The organism is Inquilinus sp. CA228, assembly GCF_052078665.1.
GTDB lineage: Bacteria > Pseudomonadota > Alphaproteobacteria > DSM-16000 > Inquilinaceae > Inquilinus.
Window position 1 is genome coordinate 1 of the sequence record NZ_JBQJIK010000074.1, and the last position, 17,796, is coordinate 17,796.

Annotated in this window: 17 protein-coding genes; 9 read left to right on the top strand and 8 right to left on the bottom strand. The window is 66.9% G+C overall.

Annotation, left to right across the window (positions count from 1 at the left end; all coding sequences use genetic code 11):
- Positions 1-106: 106 nt before the first annotated feature.
- Positions 107-1,600: a RimK-like ATPgrasp N-terminal domain-containing protein gene (locus tag ACTOWL_RS29205; protein ID WP_441324803.1), complete on the bottom strand. Its 1,494-nt coding sequence runs from the start codon at positions 1,598-1,600 to the stop codon at positions 107-109.
- Between the two features lie 121 nt (positions 1,601-1,721).
- Between ACTOWL_RS29205 and ACTOWL_RS29210 the strand changes: the two genes are divergently transcribed.
- Positions 1,722-1,958: a ribbon-helix-helix domain-containing protein gene (locus tag ACTOWL_RS29210; protein WP_441324804.1), complete on the top strand. Its 237-nt coding sequence runs from the start codon at positions 1,722-1,724 to the stop codon at positions 1,956-1,958.
- Between the two features lie 497 nt (positions 1,959-2,455).
- Here ACTOWL_RS29210 and ACTOWL_RS29215 read toward each other — a convergent pair whose 3' ends face one another.
- The 3 genes from ACTOWL_RS29215 to ACTOWL_RS29225 form a co-directional block, all read right to left on the bottom strand.
- Entirely contained in the window at positions 2,456-3,919 is a 1,464-nt protein-coding gene (locus tag ACTOWL_RS29215; RefSeq protein ID WP_441324805.1) for an aromatic amino acid lyase, read from the bottom strand.
- Between the two features lie 104 nt (positions 3,920-4,023).
- Positions 4,024-6,744 carry a preprotein translocase subunit SecA gene (gene secA, locus ACTOWL_RS29220; protein WP_441324806.1) on the bottom strand — a complete coding sequence of 907 codons (2,721 nt, stop codon included), beginning with the start codon at positions 6,742-6,744 and terminating at the stop codon, positions 4,024-4,026.
- 133 nt (positions 6,745-6,877) lie between these two features.
- Positions 6,878-8,188 (bottom strand): esterase-like activity of phytase family protein, encoded by a 1,311-nt coding sequence (locus ACTOWL_RS29225; protein ID WP_441324807.1) that lies wholly within the window; start codon positions 8,186-8,188, stop codon positions 6,878-6,880.
- 275 nt (positions 8,189-8,463) lie between these two features.
- Between ACTOWL_RS29225 and ACTOWL_RS29230 the strand changes: the two genes are divergently transcribed.
- The 6 genes from ACTOWL_RS29230 to ACTOWL_RS29255 all read left to right on the top strand — a co-directional run bounded on the left by ACTOWL_RS29230 (position 8,464) and on the right by ACTOWL_RS29255 (position 13,766).
- On the top strand, positions 8,464-9,438 hold the full coding sequence (locus tag ACTOWL_RS29230) for a peptidylprolyl isomerase (RefSeq protein WP_441324808.1): 975 nt from the start codon (positions 8,464-8,466) through the stop codon (positions 9,436-9,438).
- A gap of 28 nt (positions 9,439-9,466) precedes the next feature.
- Positions 9,467-10,711: a bifunctional glutamate N-acetyltransferase/amino-acid acetyltransferase ArgJ gene (argJ, locus tag ACTOWL_RS29235; RefSeq protein WP_441324809.1), complete on the top strand. Its 1,245-nt coding sequence runs from the start codon at positions 9,467-9,469 to the stop codon at positions 10,709-10,711.
- Between the two features lie 437 nt (positions 10,712-11,148).
- Positions 11,149-11,709, top strand: coding sequence for a GNAT family N-acetyltransferase (locus tag ACTOWL_RS29240; RefSeq protein WP_441324810.1), 561 nt, complete (start codon positions 11,149-11,151; stop codon positions 11,707-11,709).
- Positions 11,699-12,124 carry an 8-oxo-dGTP diphosphatase MutT gene (mutT, locus tag ACTOWL_RS29245; protein ID WP_441324811.1) on the top strand — a complete coding sequence of 142 codons (426 nt, stop codon included), beginning with the start codon at positions 11,699-11,701 and terminating at the stop codon, positions 12,122-12,124. Before ACTOWL_RS29240 ends, mutT begins: the two co-directional genes overlap by 11 nt.
- 1,040 nt (positions 12,125-13,164) lie before the next feature.
- The gene (gene relB, locus ACTOWL_RS29250) at positions 13,165-13,473 is read left to right on the top strand and encodes a type II toxin-antitoxin system RelB family antitoxin (RefSeq protein WP_441324812.1); all 309 of its coding nucleotides are present in this window, start codon (positions 13,165-13,167) and stop codon (positions 13,471-13,473) included.
- Positions 13,470-13,766 (top strand): type II toxin-antitoxin system RelE/ParE family toxin, encoded by a 297-nt coding sequence (locus ACTOWL_RS29255; RefSeq protein WP_441324813.1) that lies wholly within the window; start codon positions 13,470-13,472, stop codon positions 13,764-13,766. Before relB ends, ACTOWL_RS29255 begins: the two co-directional genes overlap by 4 nt.
- A 118-nt stretch (positions 13,767-13,884) precedes the next feature.
- Here ACTOWL_RS29255 and ACTOWL_RS29260 read toward each other — a convergent pair whose 3' ends face one another.
- The 3 genes from ACTOWL_RS29260 to ACTOWL_RS29270 form a co-directional block, all read right to left on the bottom strand.
- Positions 13,885-14,406, bottom strand: coding sequence for a hypothetical protein (locus tag ACTOWL_RS29260; protein ID WP_441324814.1), 522 nt, complete (start codon positions 14,404-14,406; stop codon positions 13,885-13,887).
- 426 nt (positions 14,407-14,832) lie between these two features.
- A complete protein-coding gene (locus ACTOWL_RS29265; RefSeq protein WP_441324815.1) occupies positions 14,833-15,432 on the bottom strand; it encodes an RES family NAD+ phosphorylase in 600 nt (199 codons plus the stop codon).
- The gene (locus ACTOWL_RS29270; RefSeq protein ID WP_441324816.1) at positions 15,429-16,052 is read right to left on the bottom strand and encodes an antitoxin Xre/MbcA/ParS-like domain-containing protein; all 624 of its coding nucleotides are present in this window, start codon (positions 16,050-16,052) and stop codon (positions 15,429-15,431) included. Before ACTOWL_RS29270 ends, ACTOWL_RS29265 begins: the two co-directional genes overlap by 4 nt.
- A gap of 232 nt (positions 16,053-16,284) precedes the next feature.
- On the opposite strand from ACTOWL_RS29270, the gene ACTOWL_RS29275 reads away from it, so the two are divergent.
- Together ACTOWL_RS29275 and ACTOWL_RS29280 are read left to right on the top strand one after the other, a co-directional pair.
- Positions 16,285-16,719: an antitoxin Xre/MbcA/ParS toxin-binding domain-containing protein gene (locus tag ACTOWL_RS29275; RefSeq protein ID WP_441324817.1), complete on the top strand. Its 435-nt coding sequence runs from the start codon at positions 16,285-16,287 to the stop codon at positions 16,717-16,719.
- Entirely contained in the window at positions 16,719-17,180 is a 462-nt protein-coding gene (locus tag ACTOWL_RS29280) for an RES family NAD+ phosphorylase (RefSeq protein WP_441324818.1), read from the top strand. Before ACTOWL_RS29275 ends, ACTOWL_RS29280 begins: the two co-directional genes overlap by 1 nt.
- A 78-nt stretch (positions 17,181-17,258) precedes the next feature.
- Here ACTOWL_RS29280 and ACTOWL_RS29285 read toward each other — a convergent pair whose 3' ends face one another.
- Positions 17,259-17,720 carry a hypothetical protein gene (locus ACTOWL_RS29285; protein ID WP_441324819.1) on the bottom strand — a complete coding sequence of 154 codons (462 nt, stop codon included), beginning with the start codon at positions 17,718-17,720 and terminating at the stop codon, positions 17,259-17,261.
- Positions 17,721-17,796 lie beyond the last annotated feature (76 nt).

Here is a 17,796-nt window from a genome sequence, read left to right on the forward strand (position 1 = left end):
ATCCAGCGGCATCGGCCACTGGATCGCCACGGCGCTATGCGCCTCGCGATGACGGCTTTAAATCAAGAGCGGGCGGGCTCTTCGGGCGCCTGGCGCCGCGCCGCGACTACCAGATCGACCCCGCGGCCCGGGCCGGCACGGCCGCCCGCTCCTCGCCGGCCTCGATCCGCTCCAGGAAGTGCCCGAGCAACCGCTCGTACAGCGCGTCGCCCAGGCAGGCATCCTCCAGCCCGACATCGATGTTCGGGTTGTCGTTGACCTCGATCACCACCGGGCCCTGCGCCGTCTCCTTCAGGTCGACGCCGTAGAGGCCGGTGCCGATCAGCGCGGCGGCGGCCAGCGCGGCCGACAGCACCGCGGGCGGCACGGCGTCGAGCGGCACCGGCTCGGTCGCGCCCTCCTCGCTGCTTCCGTCGCCGTCGTGGCGGAAGATCTGCCAATGGCCGCGCACCATGCCGTAGCGGCAGGCGAACAGCGGCTGGCCGGCCAGCACGCCGATGCGCCAGTCGAACTCGGTGTAGAGGTATTCCTGCGCCAGGATCAGGCGCGACCGGCGCAGCAGCCGGCGCCCCGCCACCGGCAGCTCGGCCGGGGTGTCGACCCGGACCACGCCGCGTGAGCAGGCGCCGTCCGGCACCTTCAGCACCAGCGGAAAGCCCAGCGCCTCGCCGGCGGCGGCCAGCGTGTCGGCCCGCACCGCCAGGGTGCGCGGCTGCGCCACACCTTCGGCCTTCAGCCGCTCGTGCAGGAACACCTTGTTGCAGCAGCGCAGGATCGACACCGGGTCGTCGATCGCCGGCAGGCCCAGCTGCGTCGCGGTCTCGGCGAAGATGTAGCTCGGCGTCTGCAGCGCCGTGGTCTCGCGGATCAGCAGCGCGTCGAAGCCGCCCAGCCGGGGCAGGTCGCGATGGCCGAGGCATTCGGTGTCGATGCCCATCGACGACGCCACGTCGCGCAGCCGGACGATGGTGCTGGGCTTGGACGGCGGCAGCGGATCGTCCGGATTCAGCAGCACGGCAAGCTTCGGGGCGCGGCGAAACGGGCGCGGCGTCGGCGGGGTGCCGGCCAGCCGCTCCAGCGCGGCGCGCAGCAGGCGCCGCTGGCGCGGATCCAGCCCGGCCAGCGGCTCCGGCACCGCCTGCAGCAGTTGTGCTCGGCTCGGATCGATCTGCAAGGTCATCAGCGGTAGGCCGAACGCCTCATAGGCCGCCTCGGCGACCTCCTGCAGATGCGGCTTGTTGCAGCGGCCCAGCGCCACGAACAGGCGGCGCGGCAGGACCAGGCGCGCGCCCTGGCGGCGTAGCGCGGCGAGGGCGTGGTCGACCGGCGCGAAGCGGCTGCGGACCAGCCGGTCGTCGGCCTGGTCGGCCAGCGCCGCCGCGGTCGGGATCGCGGCATAGCCGCGCGCCTCGGCGATCAAGGAGACGTAATATCCGAAGGAAAGGGGGCGCTGGTCGCGGCACAGATTGACCACGATGCTGCCGGGTTGCGGCAGGTGGCGCCCGTCCAGCAGGTCGTCAGGGGCGACGACGCGGCATTGGGGAGGCAGGTCGTCGGCCAGCCCCTCGGGCTCGTCGGCGACGATCGTCGTGATGGCCATGGGTCCATGGGTGATGTGGCAATGACCATCAGCCTCCCGCCGAGCGGGATAAATTCGCCATTCGGATTTGCGGATCGGTGCTTAGGTGCTTATGTGTATATGTGTTTGTCAGGAGGGCACGATGTCCGCCACCCGCTGGAATCTCGTCGTCTCGCAATCCACCGACATCGCCCTGCGCCAGTTCCTCGCCAGCCAGGGCGGCGGCCGCAAGGGCGACCTGTCGCGCTTCGTCGAGGAGGCGGTGCGCGCCCATATCCTGGAGCTGACGGCAGCCCAGACCAAGGCAGCCAATGCGGATGTCGACCAGGACACCCTCGACGCGGCGATCGATCAGGCTCTGGCTGCGACGCGTCGCTAAAGGGGTAGGCCAATCTCTTCGGCTGCCCATGAGCTGGCGATATAGTGTGGATTGTCGCCCACCGTGACGATGTAACGTTTGGCGAACTCGACTCGTGGCTCAAGCAATGGCGCATAGGATCGATTGCGCCGCGAGCATGTGGAATTCACTATTTCGTTACAATCAAGATGCCGGGAAGCCAAGCGCTGGAGCAGGACGATCATCTTTTTATCCGAAAACATACTCAATGGAACTTTTCTCTCATAAATGAGGCGAGTTCCTTCATACCCTTCGATTAGCCAATAGCGTTTGGATGCCAAGCTGCGACGCCATCTGAAGCGAGTACGACGCGTTGGCAAACCTGCCCGGATCTGTGGCCTACCAGCAGACGCTGTCAGCAGTATTTCGGGTCCGGGAACCTTACGGGCGCACGTCGTACTCCATCCGAATGTGGGAAGCCTACCCAGGCAACACAACAGGGATGGACCCGTCTCAGATGTATGCGTCTGCTTTCCTCCCTAACTCTCCACCGCGAACACCCGCTGCGTGAACCTCTCGGCGAGGCGGCCGAGCTCGGGGCCCAGCACCCGGTCCTCCGCCACCGGCGGCACCAGGCTGCACACCTCGTCGACCAGGGGCCGCAGCGCCGGCAGGGCCGCGCGGCCGGTGACGTGCAGGGCCTGGGACGCGATCACCGAAAGCATCGCCAGCGCCGCGTCCAGGCAGCGGCCGGCGCGCTCCTCCTTGGCCCAGGCCAGGACGGCCGGGGCGGCGACGTCGTCCTGGCCGGCGCCGGCGGCCTCGGTGCCGGGCAGGAAGGTGCGCTGCGCCGCCGCCTTGGCCTGCTCCAGGTAGCCTGTCACCGCCATCGGCACATAGCCCAGGCTGCCATGGCCGTCGCTGTCGCTGGGGTCGCGCCCGACCATCAGCAGGTCGGGCAGCTGCGACACCCGACCGGCCAGGAGCTTCGAGCTGTGGCGGTCGCAAAGCAGGCAGAGATCCGCCCAGATCGCGGCCAAATCGTCCAGCGCCGGCGCCGCCATGGCGTTGTGGTAGCCGCCGGTGCTGAGGCAGCGGCCGTCGGGATGGTCCGGCCCGGCCTCGTCGGGCGGGATATAGACCGGGTTGTCCGAGGCCGCGGCCAGCGACACCGCGGCCGCGCGCTCCGCCGCCGCCAGGGCGCGATGCGCCTGGCCCAGCAGCCGCGGCACGATGCGGTAGCTGACCGGGGCCTGATAGCCGCGCCGCCCGTCGCCGGCGCCGTGCAGGAGCGCGCGCAGGTTGCGCAGCGCCGCGGCGTCGTGCGCGTCGCCCCACAGCGTGTCCAGCGCCGAATCGTAATGCTCCAGCGGCGCCCGGAAGGCCTCGATCGACAGGGCGAAGACGCTCTCCGCCAGCCGGATCCGGTTGCGCGCCGCCAGGGCCGAATCGGCCAGCAGCGCCGCGGCACATGGCGACCCGTTGATCAGCGACCCGCGCTCCTTGACCTCGAGGTCAAAGCGCGCGCTGAGCGCGGCGAACAGCGGGTAGAGCGCCAGGATCTCGCCGGCCCCGCCCTGGCCGCCGGCTGGCACCGGCGGCAGCGGGCCGCCGTCCAGCATGGCGGCGACGGCCAGCGCGATCCGCGGCGTGGTGGCGGCATGGCCCTCCAGGAAATTGGCCAGCCGGGCCAGCACGATGCCGCGCACCACCCGCTCCGGCAGCGGGTCGCCGAAGGCGGTGGCGGCGGCGAAGGCCTTGATCCGGGCGTGGCGGTCGCGCTCCTCCGGCCGCAGCCGCCGGTCGGCCAGCTCGCCCATCGCCGTGGTCACGCCGTAGATCACGAGGTCCGGGTCGGTGTCGATCAGCCGCAGGAAGGCGGCGCGGCACTCCGAGATCCGGGCCAGCGCCGCCTCGGTGATGCGCACGCCTTCGCCCTGCCAGGCGACGCGGCGCACCACGTCGAGGGTGATGTCGGCTCGCCTGGTCAGGGCCACAGTCATCAGGGTCCGCTCCCACTTCGGTAGCGGCAGCTTGGCAAAAGCAAAGGCCGGCGGCGATGGGATTCGCCGCCGGCCTTGCCGATCCGTCTACCGTACCGTGGGGCTTACGCCACCGAGCCGTGGCAGTGCTTGAACTTCTTGCCCGAGCCGCAGGGGCAGGGGGCGTTGCGCGGGGTGTGGGCCCAGTCCGGATTGAGGGCGAAGGCCGCGCTGGCCGCCGCCACCGCGCCGTCGGCGGTGGCCATCGCCGGCTCCGGCAGACCCAGCGCCGGGTCGAAGCGGCTTTCGTGCATCTCGCGCTGCATCGCCGCGCGCTGCTGGGCCTCGACATCCTCCGGCCGGGTGACGCGCAGCTCGACCTGCGCCAGCACCTGGGTGACGTTCTCGCGCAGGCCGGCCAGCATCTGCTCGAACAGGTTGAACGCCTCGGCCTGGTACTCGCGCAGCGGGTCGCGCTGGGCATAGGCGCGCAGGTTGATGCCCTGGCGCAGATGGTCCAGCGTCAGCAGGTGGTCCTTCCAGCTCTGGTCCAGGATCTGCAGCAGCAGGCTCTTCTCGGCCATCTGCATGATCTCGGCGCCATAGGCCTCGACCTTGGCGGCCATCTTGGCGTCGACCGCGTGCTGGATGCGCTCCTCGATCTCGCGGTCGGCGATGCCCTCTTCCTTGCCCCATTCCTGCACCGGCAGGTCCAGGCCGAAGATGCGCAGCGCCTCCTCGTGCAGCCCGTCGATGTTCCACTTCTCGGCGTAGCTGTTCTCGGGGATGGCGCGGGCGACCATGCCGGCCACCACCTCCTGCCGCATGTCGGCGACCATGGCGGTGGCGTCCGCGGCCTGCATGATCTCGCGCCGCTGCTCGTAGATCACCTTGCGCTGGTCGTTCATCACGTTGTCGAAGCGCAGCAGGTTCTTGCGGATGTCGAAGTTGCGCGCCTCGACCTTCTCCTGCGCCTTCTCCAGCGCCCGGTTGATCCAGGGGTGGATGATCGCCTCGCCTTCCTTCAGGCCGAAGCGGCGCAGGATGCCGTCCAGCCGCTCGGAGGCGAAGATCCGCATCAGGTCGTCTTCCAGCGACAGGAAGAACTTCGATCCGCCGGGATCGCCCTGGCGGCCGGAGCGGCCGCGCAGCTGGTTGTCGATGCGGCGGCTCTCATGCCGCTCGGTGCCGACGACGTAGAGGCCGCCGGCCGCCAGCACGATCTCCCTGTTCTTCGCCACCTCCGCCCGGATCTCGGCCTCGCGCTGTTCGCGCGCCGCCGGGTCGTCGATGCCGGCAAGCTCGAGCGCGACCCGCATCTCGACATTGCCGCCGAGCTGGATGTCGGTGCCGCGGCCGGCCATGTTGGTGGCGATGGTCACCGCGCCGGGCCGGCCGGCCTGGGCGACGATATAGGCTTCCTGCTCGTGGAAGCGGGCGTTCAGCACGTTGTGCGGGATCTTCTCGCGCTGCAGCAGCGCCGCCAGCGTCTCCGACTTCTCGATCGACACGGTGCCCACCAGCACCGGCTGCTGCCGGGCGTTGCACTCGCGGATCAGGGTGACGATGGCGTCGTACTTCTCGCGGACGGTGCGGTAGACCTCGTCGTCCTCGTCCTTGCGGATGACCGGGACGTTGGTCGGGATCTCGACCACCTCGAGGTTGTAGATCTCGCCGAATTCTGCCGCCTCGGTCTGGGCCGTGCCGGTCATGCCGGCCAGCTTCGGATAGAGCCGGAAATAGTTCTGGAAGGTGATCGAGGCGAGGGTCTGGTTCTCGCGCTGGATCTCGACCCGCTCCTTGGCCTCGATCGCCTGGTGCAGGCCCTCGGAATAGCGCCGGCCCTCCATCATGCGGCCGGTGAATTCGTCGATGATGACGACCTTGTCGTCCTTGACGATGTAGTCCCGGTCGAGCTGGAACATGACGTGGGCGCGCAGCGCCTGGGTCACGTGATGCACTTGGTTGACGTTGTGGATGTCGTAGAGGTTGTCGCCCTGCAAGAGGCCGTTCTCGATCAGCAGCTGCTCGATCTTGACCTGGCCGGCCTCGGTCAGGGCGACGGTGCGCTGCTTCTCGTCGTGCTCGTAGTCCTCGACCGCGACCAGGCTCGGGATCAGCCGGTCGACCCGCATGTACATCTCCGACGAATCCTGCGCCGGGCCGGAGATGATCAGCGGCGTCCGCGCCTCGTCGATCAGGATCGAATCGACCTCGTCGACGATGGCGTAGTTGAACGGCCGCTGGACCATGTCCTCGAGCCGGAACTTCATGTTGTCGCGCAGATAGTCGAAGCCGAACTCGTTGTTGGTGCCGTAGGTGATGTCGCAGCCATACGCCTGGCGGCGTTCATTGTCATCCAAGCCATGGACGATGCAGCCGACGGTGAGGCCGAGGAAGCGGTAGATCCGCCCCATCCACTCGCTGTCGCGCTGGGCCAGGTAGTCGTTGACGGTGACGACATGCACGCCCTTGCCGGCCAGGGCGTTGAGATAGACGGCGAGGGTGGCGACCAGGGTCTTGCCTTCGCCGGTCTTCATCTCGGCGATCTTGCCCTGGTGCAGCACCAGGCCGCCGACCAGCTGGACGTCGTAATGGCGCTGGCCGAGCACCCGCCTGGCCGCCTCGCGCACGGTGGCGAAGGCCTCCGGCAGCAGCGCGTCCAGCGCCTCGCCCTGGTCCAGCCGGGCGCGGAACTCCTGGGTCCTGGCCTGAAGCTGGTCGTCGCTGAGCGCCTGGACCTGGGGCTCCAGGGCATTGGCCTGGACGACCGGACCGGTGATCAGCTGTTGGACGAAGCGATCGTTGGACGAACCGAACAGCTTTCGGGCAAGCGCACCGAACATCGAAACCTCGACTTGGGCAGGGAGAGCACGCGGCCGCACTCCCCCTTGAATTGGGGCCGCACCACGCGGCTTTCAACGCGGCGCGGCACCATAGCGGAAGGGCCCGGCCCTGCCAATGGCCGGGCCTGACCGGTCAGCTCGCCGGGTCGGCGGCGATGGCGCTGCCCTTCAGGATGACCGGTCGCGTGGTCTGGCCGGTGATGCCGAAATCGCTGTCGTTGATCATCAGCAGCGACCCGTCGCCGGTCAAGGCCAGGCCCTCGATCTTGACCGGCACCTCGGGGTGGTCGGCGCTGTCGAAGCGCAGCGTCTTGGTCACCGGCACGATCTTCGCGGCGGCCAGGTCCTTGCTGGCCTCCAGGCTGGGCGAGGTCTTGAGGTCGTCCCAGGCGGTGCCGTGGACGTCGGTGGCGCCGGCCAGCGACACCTCATACAGCTTGGTGGTGCCCTCGGTGCGCTCCAGCACCAGGAAGCGGTCGGGGCCGAGGCCCATCATCTCGCTGATGCGCGGGTCGTTCTGCTTGTCCGACGGGTCCAGCCGGAAGCTCTGCGGATCATCGAGCGTATAGACGTATTCGCCGGTGACCGCGAGCGTCGCCGGGTCGAGGGTCCAGAGCCGGGCGTTCTTCGAGGCCCGGTAGGTGTCGGCGTCCGGGTTGGCGAGCGGGTTCTGGATGATGGTGGCCAGGCGCTTGTTGTCCGGGGTGATCGCCAGCGATTCCAGGCCGCGGTTGAGGAAGCGCTTGGCCAGCACCGCCGGCAGGCCGCCATCGACCGGGTAATGCGCGCCCTTGAAGTCGTCCTCGGTGCCCTGCGGCACCAGCCGGCGCAGGATCTTGCCGTCGGCCGCGACATGCAGCAGCGACGGGCCGTTCTCCTCCGACACCCAGAAGCTGCCATCGGCCATCGGCACCACCGACTCGGCATCGACCGCGTCCGGGTTCTGCTCGAGCGTCTTGCCCGACAGGTCGATCGGCTGCTCGGTCGAGGCGTGGGTCAGCGGGTTCAACAGGCCGTTGACCGGCTTGCCGTCGCCGTCGCGCAGCGGCAGCACGGTGTCGACCGTGTAGGTGCCGCCATCCTGCAGCGTGATCCGGTAGATCGTCGGCGAATAATCCGGCTGCGGATAGATGCGGGCGCCCTTGAGGTCGCCGCAGATGGTCTTGCCGTCGACCCCGAACACGTCCTTGACGTCGCCGCAGGTGAAGTTGGCGCCGCGGTCGGAGATGGTCCAGAAGGTCATCGGCGGGTCGCCGGCGCGGCGGCCGGCGCCGCTGCCGATGCCGACATTCAGCTCGCGGGTCTTGCCGCCGGGCACCGAGATGCTGCCGAGCGCCAGCTTCGGGTCGCTGCTGGTGTAGCTGGTGATGGTCTCGGCGGCCTGCGCGGCCGGCAGGATCGCGACCGACAGCAGCAGGGCCGCAAGAGCAGGACGGAACGGCATGAACCCCTCCTTAATTCTTTGTCACTTCGGATCGGCAAGCCGCGATGGCGGCGCCGGGAAGCCGCCCGTCTTCTAGGATTTGCCGCGTGTCGCGCCCGTGACGACTGGATGAAGCTTTGATGACAGCGGTCCTTGGTCCGCTTGTGCCTGCTTCCGCCCTGTGCTTTACCTGTCGGCCACGTCGCGCAGCTGGCGCCGCCGCGATCCCATGACCGGATGCCGGCCTTTTCGGCCGAGGCGCCACTCGTCCCACAGGATCTGAAAGGACGCGTTTGATGTCTTCCCTCGCCCTCCGCCTGCTCGCCGGCGCGGCTGCCCTCACGCTGCTGGGCGGTCCGGTCCTGGCCCAGGATGCGGCGAAGCCCGCCGAGGCCCCGGCCGCCGCCGCCCCGGCTGACCAGGCCGCCAAGCCCGATGATCCGGTCGCGGCCACGGTCAACGGCCAGCCGATCCTGCGCTCCGAGGTGCTGGAGGCGATCAACAGCCTGCCGCAGCAGTACCGGCAGATGCCGGTCGAGATGCTGGTGCCGCTGATGGCCGAGCAGGTGGCGACCGCCCGCCTGGTGGCGCAGAAGGGCATCGATGCCGGCCTGCAGGCCGACCCCGAGGTCAAGGAGCGCCTGGCGACGGCCGAGCGCCGGATCATCCAGGACATCTGGCTGCAGCGCCAGATCAAGGCCAAGGTCACCGACCAGGCCATCCAGGAGGCGTACAAGAAGTACCTGGCCGACAACCCGGCGCAGGACCAGGTCAAGGCCCGCCATATCCTGGTGGACAGCGAGGACAAGGCCAAGGACCTGATCAAGAAGCTGGAGGGCGGCGCCAAGTTCGAGGAGTTGGCCAACGCCAACACCACCGACCCGTCCGGCAAGGATTCGGGCGGCGACCTGGGCTGGTTCGCCAAGGAGCAGATGGTGCCGGAATTCGCCGACGCCGCCTTCAAGCTGGAGAAGGGCAAGTTCACCACCACGCCGGTGAAGAGCCAGTTCGGCTGGCACGTCATCCTGCTCGAGGACAAGCGCACCCTGCCGCAGCCGACGCTGGACGAGGTCAAGCCGCAGCTCGAGGAGCAGCTGTCGCAGCAGCTGGTGCCGCAGATCATCGCCGAGGTGAAGCAGGGCGCCCAGATCGTGGTCATGGGCCAGGACGGCAAGCCGCTGCCCCCGCCCAGCACCGACGCCCCGGCCGCGCCGGGCGCCGATCCGGCGGCTCCGGCCGACCCGGCGGCCCCGCCCGCGCCGGCGAAGTAACCGGCGCATCGAGAGGGGGGAGGGGACCATGGCCGGAGCATTGCCGCGTTCGCCGCTCGCGCCCGAGCGGCTGCCGGATCTGGCGCCGATCGCCGGCGTGCGGCTGGCCGCCGCCGCCTGCGGGCTGAAGAAGACGGGGGCGCCGGACGTGCTGTTCGTCGCCCTCGACCCCGGCACCAGCGCGGCGGGCGTCTACACCCGCTCGCGCTGCCCCTCCGCCCCGGTGGACTGGTGCCGCCGGGCGCTGCCCCAGGGCAAGGCGCGGGCGGTGGTGGTGAATGCCGGCAACGCCAACGCCTTCACCGGCCAGGCCGGGGTGAAGACGGTGGCGGCCACGGTGGTGGCGGCGGCGAAGCAGGTCGGCTGCGACTGGGAGGAGGTGTTCATTGCCTCCACCGGCGTGATCGGCCAGCCGCTGCCGGAGGACCGCGTCGCCCGGCACCTGCCGGATCTCGCCCAGGCGCTGGGTGAGGCCCCCACTTCGAATGATTGGGCGGCGGCGGCGGAGGCGATCCGCACCACCGACACCTTCGCCAAGGGCGCGACCCGGCATGCTGTGATCGGCGGCACCACGGTGACCCTGACCGGCATCGCCAAGGGCTCGGGCATGATCGCGCCGGACATGGCGACGATGCTGTCCTTCGTGTTCACCGACGCGGCGATCCCGGCGCCGCTGCTGCAGACGGCGCTGGCGGCGGCGGTGGACCAGTCGTTCAACGCCATCACGGTCGACGGCGACACCTCGACCAGCGACACGCTGATGCTGTTCGCCACCGGCCGGGCCGGCAACCCGGTGCCGGCCGGGGCGGCCGACCTGGCCGATTTCCAGCGGGCGCTGGACGAGCTGACCGCCGACCTGGCGCGCCAGGTGGCGTGCGACGGCGAGGGCGCGCAGAAGCTGATCACCATTGCGGTGAAGGGCGCGATCTCGGACCGTTCGGCCCGGCGCATCGGCCTTTCCATCGCCAATTCGCCGCTGCTGAAGACCGCGGTGGCGGGCGAGGACGCGAATTGGGGCCGCATCGTCATGGCGGTCGGCAAGTCGGGCGAGCCGGCCGACCGGGACAAGCTCGGCATCGCCATCGGCGGCGTCCAGGTGGCGCGCGACGGCATGGTGGTCGACGGCTATGACGAGGCGCCGGTGGCGGCGCATATGAAGACCCGGTCGATCGAAATCGAGGTCGATATCGGCATCGGCCGCGGCCACGCCACGGTCTGGACCTGCGACCTCACGCATGGCTATATTTCGATCAATGCGGATTACCGCAGCTGAGAGACCGTCCGTAAACGCTACTGGCGAGGCCGTCTGGCGGCGGTTTCTGCGCTTCCGGTGCTCACGGACTTCAACGTCCGCTGCGCGCCGGTTCTCGAAACCACCACCAGCCGACTCACGCCAGCGCATTTCCGAACGATCTCTCGGCGCCCAATTGCGGATGGCGGATCGATGGGGCAGGCGCGGGTGAGACCTTTGCGGAACAGCGTCCGCCCTTTGGGTATGGCCCTTTTCATCCTCCCCCTCCCCCCGCGGGAGGGGGTAGGGGGAGGGGGTGTTGACGGCAAGAGCCGCCGAAACTGTCCGGGATCTCTGCCAGGCCGGAGTGACGCTCGGCATTGGTCCGGCGGCACGAATACCCCTCCCCCTGCCCCCTCCCGCAAGGGGAGGGGGAGGATGGAAGGCAAGGCCCGCTCCGGCCAGGAGCCGGTGCACTCGTGACCGACCTGCCGGAGGATCTGGAGACCGAGCGGCTGCGGCTGCGGCGTCACCGCCCCTCCGATGCCGGGGAGATCACCCATCTGCTGGACGATTGGGAGGTGGTGCGCTGGCTGTCGGACGTGCCCTTCCCCTATGGCTTCGCCGATGCCGAGGACTGGATCCGGACCGCGGAGAAGCGCTGGATCGCCGGCCGTGACTACCAGTTCGTGGTGACGCTGCCCGACAGCGGCGCGGTGATCGGCCATATGGGGCTGTCGATCGCGACCAACGGCCGGGTCGGCAGCTTCGGCTACTGGTTCGGCCGGCGCTACTGGGGCCAGGGCTATGCCACCGAGGCGGCGCATGCGGTGATCGCCTTCGGCTTCCTCGACCTGCGGCTGGAGCGGATCCAGGCGGCCTACCACCCCGACAACGCCCCGTCGGGCCATGTCCTGGTCAAGGCCGGGCTGATGACCGACGGGGTCCGGACCATCGAGTTCAAGGCGCTGGGGCAGGCGGTGCCCTGCCCGCTCTTCGCCCTCAGCCGCCAGGATTATCTGAAGATCTATGCCGCCTAAGGAACCGCTTCCTCCCCTGCCGGTGGTGCTGGTCGTCGCCGTCGCCCTGGTCGATGCCGATGGCCGCGTGCTGATCGCGCAGCGGCCCGAGGGCAAGTCGATGGCCGGGCTGTGGGAGTTCCCGGGCGGCAAGGTCGACCCGGGCGAGACGCCGGAGGCGGCGCTGATCCGCGAGCTGCGCGAGGAGCTGGCGATCGACACGGAGGAGAGCTGCCTGGCCCCCTTCACCTTCGCCAGCCACCGCTACGACCGCTTCCACCTGCTGATGCCGCTGTATCTCTGCCGCCGCTGGCAGGGCACGCCGCAGCCGCGCGAGGGCCAGACCCTGGCCTGGGTGGCGCCGAACAAGCTGCGGGATTATCCGATGCCGCCGGCGGATAAGCCGCTGGTGGCGATGCTGCGGGATGTGGTGTAGCCGCGGGGCGTGGCCCCTCGCGCTGACGGTCGTGCAGAGGTGAGAAAGGCCGATCCCAAGGATCGGCCCCTCAACCTCAGACGACGGATTTTCAATCGCTGCCACGCCTTGTACACCCGTTTTTGCGTCGTCACGCAGCTTGCCGCCGGGTCGTGGTTATCCCGCTGATCTGGATCGCTCTAGTGCGATTAAATTCAGTAAAATCAACTCGTTAAGTTGCGCGGGTTTTGCGGTACGCGAAGTTTAAGCATACTGTGCCTCCCTTCTGCGCTTTCTATACGTGGGAGAAGACGGTCGACCATTCAAGATGGCTGCCATGGACCGTTAGTCGGAGAGGAGGCCGACCCCGCCCTATTGCGCATGCCCCGTTACAACATACCGGGAAGATACTGTACCATCGATGCGTTGCGTCATCCTGGACACACGAGCCATGATAATTCACAGATTAAAAGCACTATGGAGGTATCTTGTTGAATTCAATAAAACTCGATTGTTATTTAGCGTAATATCGCATACAAAAGAAGATTATGACAGGAACTTAAGCTATCGCTTTGATGAAGCGAAAAGGATCTCTGATTTCATTGGAATGATGGTTCGGCTCTCATTTGGACTTTTCTCGACTTATTATTTCTTTAGGAGATCGGGTGCTGAATCCGGCCTCAGCGCATTCGCCCTGGGATGCTGTGGCTTCATGGCACTCGGGCTCACGGTAATGTTGGCGGCCCGAATATTTGTATTGATTTTGCTCTACTTATCCTATGATGTTCATAAGCACAATAGGCGAATAGTCAAGTATATATCTTACGCATTGGCGTTGTTCGCGACCGCCATGCTATGGTATGGCATATTTGATCTTGTTAGCTCACTTGCTAAATCCGCCTCCGCTGCAAGATAGGACGCATCGGTCCCAATCGCGGTAACAGTGCACCCGGCTGCCATGCGAGGAGAATAGCGGGGCTGGCCGCGGATGAACCTCCGACGGGTTCCGGCTTGACTCGTAATGCATTTGAATGACAATATGGCCGCACAGGAGGCCCGACATGGTGGCGAGTGCACTGATCCAGACCCGCATCGACCCCGCTTTGAGGGACAAGGCGTCGCTGGTGCTCGCGGAAATGGGGCTGACCGTGTCCGATGCGGTGCGGATGCTGCTCACCCGGGTCGCGAATGAAGGTGCCCTGCCGGCCGGGCTGGCCGTTGACCCGGCGACCTATGACGCATGGGTCCGCGCGAAGGTACAGGAGGCGCTCGACGATCCGCGGCCGGACATCCCGCATGAGGAGGTGGAGGCCAGGTTCGCCGCGCGGCGGGCTCAGACACGGCGCAAGCTGGCCGCCGGCAAGTCTTGAAACTGTCCTGGCGCCCGGCCGCCGAGGCCGATCGTCTCGCCATCTACGACCACATCGAAGCCGACAATCCGCAAGCAGCCGACCGCGTCGATGAGCGGATTCTGGCTCGCGTCCTGACACTGCTCCAACTGCCACATAGTGGGCGGCCGGGGCGGGTCGAGGGCACCCGTGAGTTGACCGTCGGGCGCACGCCCTATTTCGTGATCTACCAGATCGAGGACGACACGGTGAGGATCCTGCGCATCTTGCACAGCGCGCGGGAGTGGTCGGCGGACCTGATCGACGAGCGTTAGCCTTTGACCGCCAACACCCAAGGTAGGAGCCGTATGCCTTAATCGGGCACGTACGGATCTGTGCGGGGGGCGCTCAGCAATGGGCGTCCCTACCGCGATCCGCGATAAAATACCTAACCTAGTAACGAATCGAAATCTCGATGGCGGACTCCGGGACGCCGAGTCCAAGCGCCAGACCTGCTTTGGCTTCGGCGATAGTCAGCGGCCCGAACCCTCCTTGCTCCTCATCTTCAGCGTCTTCGATCGACGCATCCAATAGATCGACCGGCATAGGATGCCATTCCAGAGCGTCCGGGTCGGTGACGCCGAACTCCTCCAGGGTGGCATAGCGGACGGGATTACGCAGTCCGGGCCATGCATTCGCGTAGTCTATGCGCGCATACTCCGAGAATGTGACGAGATATCTATCGGAGTGTCCTTCGGGCGAAGGGACCACATCGGCGATCCTGCCGACCATGAATGCATGGTGGTGCGGCTGATCCGCTCTGCCCCAGTGGCCGTTGCGCTGGTTCTGAACACAGACGCAATAGCGGACCTTCTTCACATTGTCGGGTCTCAACCGCCACGCCTGCGACCCTCCCTCTGATAGAAGGCGGTCAACGCCGCGCGCGGTGAGAACCGAGAGACAGGGTGTCGTCATGGATATGTCCTTTCAGAGAATGCGTGGCTTCATAAGCCACGTGTTCGCCGAATAAGCAAGGGAGTATCCTGTGAATATGGTCGATATATTACGAGAGCATCGGGCGGAAGCGGCGGAATCGTGGAATTTGCGGTGACGGTGCACTTTTAGCGGGCTTCCCGCTTGGACTGGAGTGGACCCCCTGTGGTGAGACACGGCGACGCGTGAAACACCGCCAGATAGGAGAGGCTCCGGCGTTTCGCGGGGATGGCGGACTCGGTGGATCGGCTGGTCGGGGGCATGGCTCGACTCCTTTGAACAAGCAATATGCTCCCTGGAGCCGAGACGTCGAAGCCCGGTGCCGCCTGGATGGCCACGCCCCTTCGGGGCTCGCCATGACGGGTTGGGCTGGGCAGCAGCTGCCGTGGCCGTTCCCAAAAGCCTGCCTCACGGTGCCGCAAAGCCGCGCTCGCGCCGGACGATGATATCGAGCCGCTTGATCTCCACCGGCAATTGCGTCGCCTGCACCAAGGCAATCGGCGCCTGCCCGGATAGCGCAGCAAGAGCGCGGCCGTAGACGGCGACGCACAGCCCGCCGGTCAATCGCGAGTTGAAGAGAATGCCGTCGATCCCGGCCAGCTCGGTGTGCAGCGCTTCGGAGAAAGCCTGTCCGGGTTGATGCGTGCGCGCGCGACTTGTGTCGGTGTCGACGCCGAGCTCGTACGTGGCTGCGCCGGTCAGATCGAGCAACGTCAGCTCGCGGCTGGACGAGATTGCCGTTATGCACAGCGCATCGAGATGCGGCCGGTAGAGATACCGTCGCGTTTTGCCCGCGAAGCGGTCGCGCACGACGGCCTCCGCAAAAGCCGTCGCGAAATCCTCGGCCGCGTACAGGACCTTGAACGTTCGGGACGGGCTCGAGAAGCGGCTCGATCCAAATCCCGCGCCGGCCGGGGTCGAGCGATGTCGGCTGGGCAGGATGCGCGGCCAATCGCTGACACCGGCGGTGATGATCCGCTCGCGAATCTTCTTCGAGATCAGTCTCACGCGTAGTCGAGCGCCCCCTCCGCCGCGCTGATGACCAGCGCGACTTTCCCTTCGCGCAACGTCTCGATGGGGGGCTTTCCGTCGGTCATGCGGTTGGGCGCAACCAGCCATTCCCAGGCTTCCTCGGAAGAGGAGAACAGGGGCGCGATACGATCGAGCCCCTCGACCGGTTTCAAGCGCTCAAACTGTCGAACCGGATAAATGTAATTTCGCAGCCCCTTGCGGAAGGCGACGATCTTTTGCGCCTTGCGCCAATTGTCGAGCGTGCCGCGAGAGATTTCGAGCCGCCGGACGAGTTCGCCTGCGCCGACGAGTTCGCTCTCCGCCCAATCCGCAGAGCTGTCATCGACCGTCATCGCATCGAGGATCCGGCTCCCTTCCGACGCCGAGACCACAGGCCCCACGCCACTGCCCACCAGGATCTTTTCGTCCCGAACGCGTCGACGCGGCGCATGCGGCCGCGTGCCTGCCCGCGCTGCCTTCACGCCGGTCGGAACGGGCACCTTCAATTCGACGGCAAGCTTGACCAGCGCCGCCATATCCAGTCTGTGGACCTTGCTTTCGATCGCCTGCGTCAGGGCATCACGCTGCGCGATTTGCGAACGTTTCACGGTGCTCACCTTCATCCTCTTTTTGGGCAGATTAGGCAGATTAGGCAGATTAGGCAGAATGCGCAATAGGCCTATTGTCAAAGCGCCCCATCGGAAATTGCGGTGACAGTGGTGCGCCAGGGAAGCTGGCGCGATTGGAGGGCGCCGCATCCTGAATTCCTCAGCCGGACAGTGGTTCTTGCATTCCGGCAAGTTGCCTCTAACGTATGCGGCAGATTGCCGAAGCTCGAGGAGGCCTCAGATGTCCGCCGTGGTTGAAGAGGTGGCCCGCAAGCTGGGCGGACAGGCCGTGCTCGGCCGGACCGTGCGCTCGCAGGCCGACCTGGCCCTCGCCGTTCGTGACCGCCTGCCGCTGGTGGCGCTGAGGGGCCTGGCAGAAGCTGGGCTGACCGAGCAGGAGATCGAGCGGTTCGTCATACCGCAGCGCACGCGCCGGCACCGGGCGGAGAAGAAGCAGCCCCTGACCATCGACGAATCGGACCGCGCGGTACGGCTCCTTCGGATTCAGACCATCGCCGAAGACACCTTCGGGAATCATGGGAAGGCCAACACCTGGCTTCGCCGCCCTCTCGCCGAACTCAACGGCGAGACCCCCCTCGACATCGCCGGGACCGAAGCCGGCGCCCGCGTCATCGAGACGATCCTTGCGAAAATCGCCTGGGGCGCCGCTGCCTGATGATGCTGTGGCGCCTGTCGGGCGAACGGCATGCCCAGGCTTTCGACGGCGGCTACGGCCTGCTCCACGACGGACGCTGGAACACCGCCGGACATGCCGTCACCTATGGCGCGACGTCGCCGTCGCTGTGCGTGCTCGAAAAGCTCGTGCACGTCCAGGATCCCGAATTGCTGCCCGCCCTCGTGATGGTGCGCTACGACATTCCGGACGACCTCGGCATCGAGACCATCTCCATCGCCGACCTGCCGGATTCGTGGCGGCGTCACGAGAGCTGGACGCAACAGCGTGGGGACCGGTGGCATGCCGGGCTTGGCACGCCGCTGTTGCACGTGCCCTCGGTGATCGTCCCGCTGGACGGTTCGCCGGATCTGAACGTGCTGATCAATCACCGGCATCCCGCCGCCGCAAGGATCACGATCATGGCGGCCGAGTCTTTCGCGATGGATGCGCGGCTGTTCTAGGGCGGCCGGAGGGTCTTATTGATAGCGGGCAAGGATGGAGGCCTGCCGGAGTGCTTCATCGTCATAAATCTCCGCAGTCTATCGATCAGCGCGGCGTCTCTTCATGTCTCTCCACGCCGACTCACGCTCACTGATCGTCCTCACGAAATTGATGCTGTCGAAGACAAAATTGTCTTCCTCCGGAAACTCACCTCTGATCTGCGGGACCCCTTCTCCCGCGCGGATACGGCGAACGATGTTCAGCCCGCGGATGCCGCGCCTCAGCTGAGATTCATTCCAATACTCGCTGCTGAGGGGATTGGGAAATCTGGGCACCCGCCTGCCGGCTCCCGCCTCAACCAATGTGGAGAAGAGCTCGAACTGCTCGGCGGATGCGCCGATTCCCCACCTCAACACCGACACCCTCACATAGAGTTCCAGGTCGAGAAGGCATCCTGCCAAGGCAATGCCGATAGGCTCGTCGTAGTATCCCGCGCTCGCCATGAACTCGACGAAGGCGCGTCGACAGTGAGAAATAGAGTCATCCGCAAGCCGCAGCACGGGACTCTTCAGGCCTTCGACCGGCTCGGCCAATTCGCAGAGGTAGTATGCCCCAAGGGCCCGATCGCCGGATTTC

Bases quoted from the DNA above. Each gene is read 5' to 3' on its own strand.
- ACTOWL_RS29260 (WP_441324814.1), bottom strand. From the start codon at position 14,406: ATGACGACACCCTGTCTCTCGGTTCTCACCGCGCGCGGCGTTGACCGC.
- ACTOWL_RS29230 (WP_441324808.1), top strand. From the start codon at position 8,464: ATGTCTTCCCTCGCCCTCCGCCTGCTCGCCGGCGCGGCTGCCCTCACG.
- ACTOWL_RS29215 (WP_441324805.1), bottom strand. From the start codon at position 3,919: ATGACTGTGGCCCTGACCAGGCGAGCCGACATCACCCTCGACGTGGTG.
- relB (WP_441324812.1), top strand. From the start codon at position 13,165: ATGGTGGCGAGTGCACTGATCCAGACCCGCATCGACCCCGCTTTGAGG.
- ACTOWL_RS29280 (WP_441324818.1), top strand. From the start codon at position 16,719: ATGATGCTGTGGCGCCTGTCGGGCGAACGGCATGCCCAGGCTTTCGAC.
- ACTOWL_RS29275 (WP_441324817.1), top strand. From the start codon at position 16,285: ATGTCCGCCGTGGTTGAAGAGGTGGCCCGCAAGCTGGGCGGACAGGCC.
- mutT (WP_441324811.1), top strand. From the start codon at position 11,699: ATGCCGCCTAAGGAACCGCTTCCTCCCCTGCCGGTGGTGCTGGTCGTC.
- secA (WP_441324806.1), bottom strand. From the start codon at position 6,744: ATGTTCGGTGCGCTTGCCCGAAAGCTGTTCGGTTCGTCCAACGATCGC.
- ACTOWL_RS29210 (WP_441324804.1), top strand. From the start codon at position 1,722: ATGTCCGCCACCCGCTGGAATCTCGTCGTCTCGCAATCCACCGACATC.
- argJ (WP_441324809.1), top strand. From the start codon at position 9,467: ATGGCCGGAGCATTGCCGCGTTCGCCGCTCGCGCCCGAGCGGCTGCCG.
- ACTOWL_RS29205 (WP_441324803.1), bottom strand. From the start codon at position 1,600: ATGGCCATCACGACGATCGTCGCCGACGAGCCCGAGGGGCTGGCCGAC.
- ACTOWL_RS29225 (WP_441324807.1), bottom strand. From the start codon at position 8,188: ATGCCGTTCCGTCCTGCTCTTGCGGCCCTGCTGCTGTCGGTCGCGATC.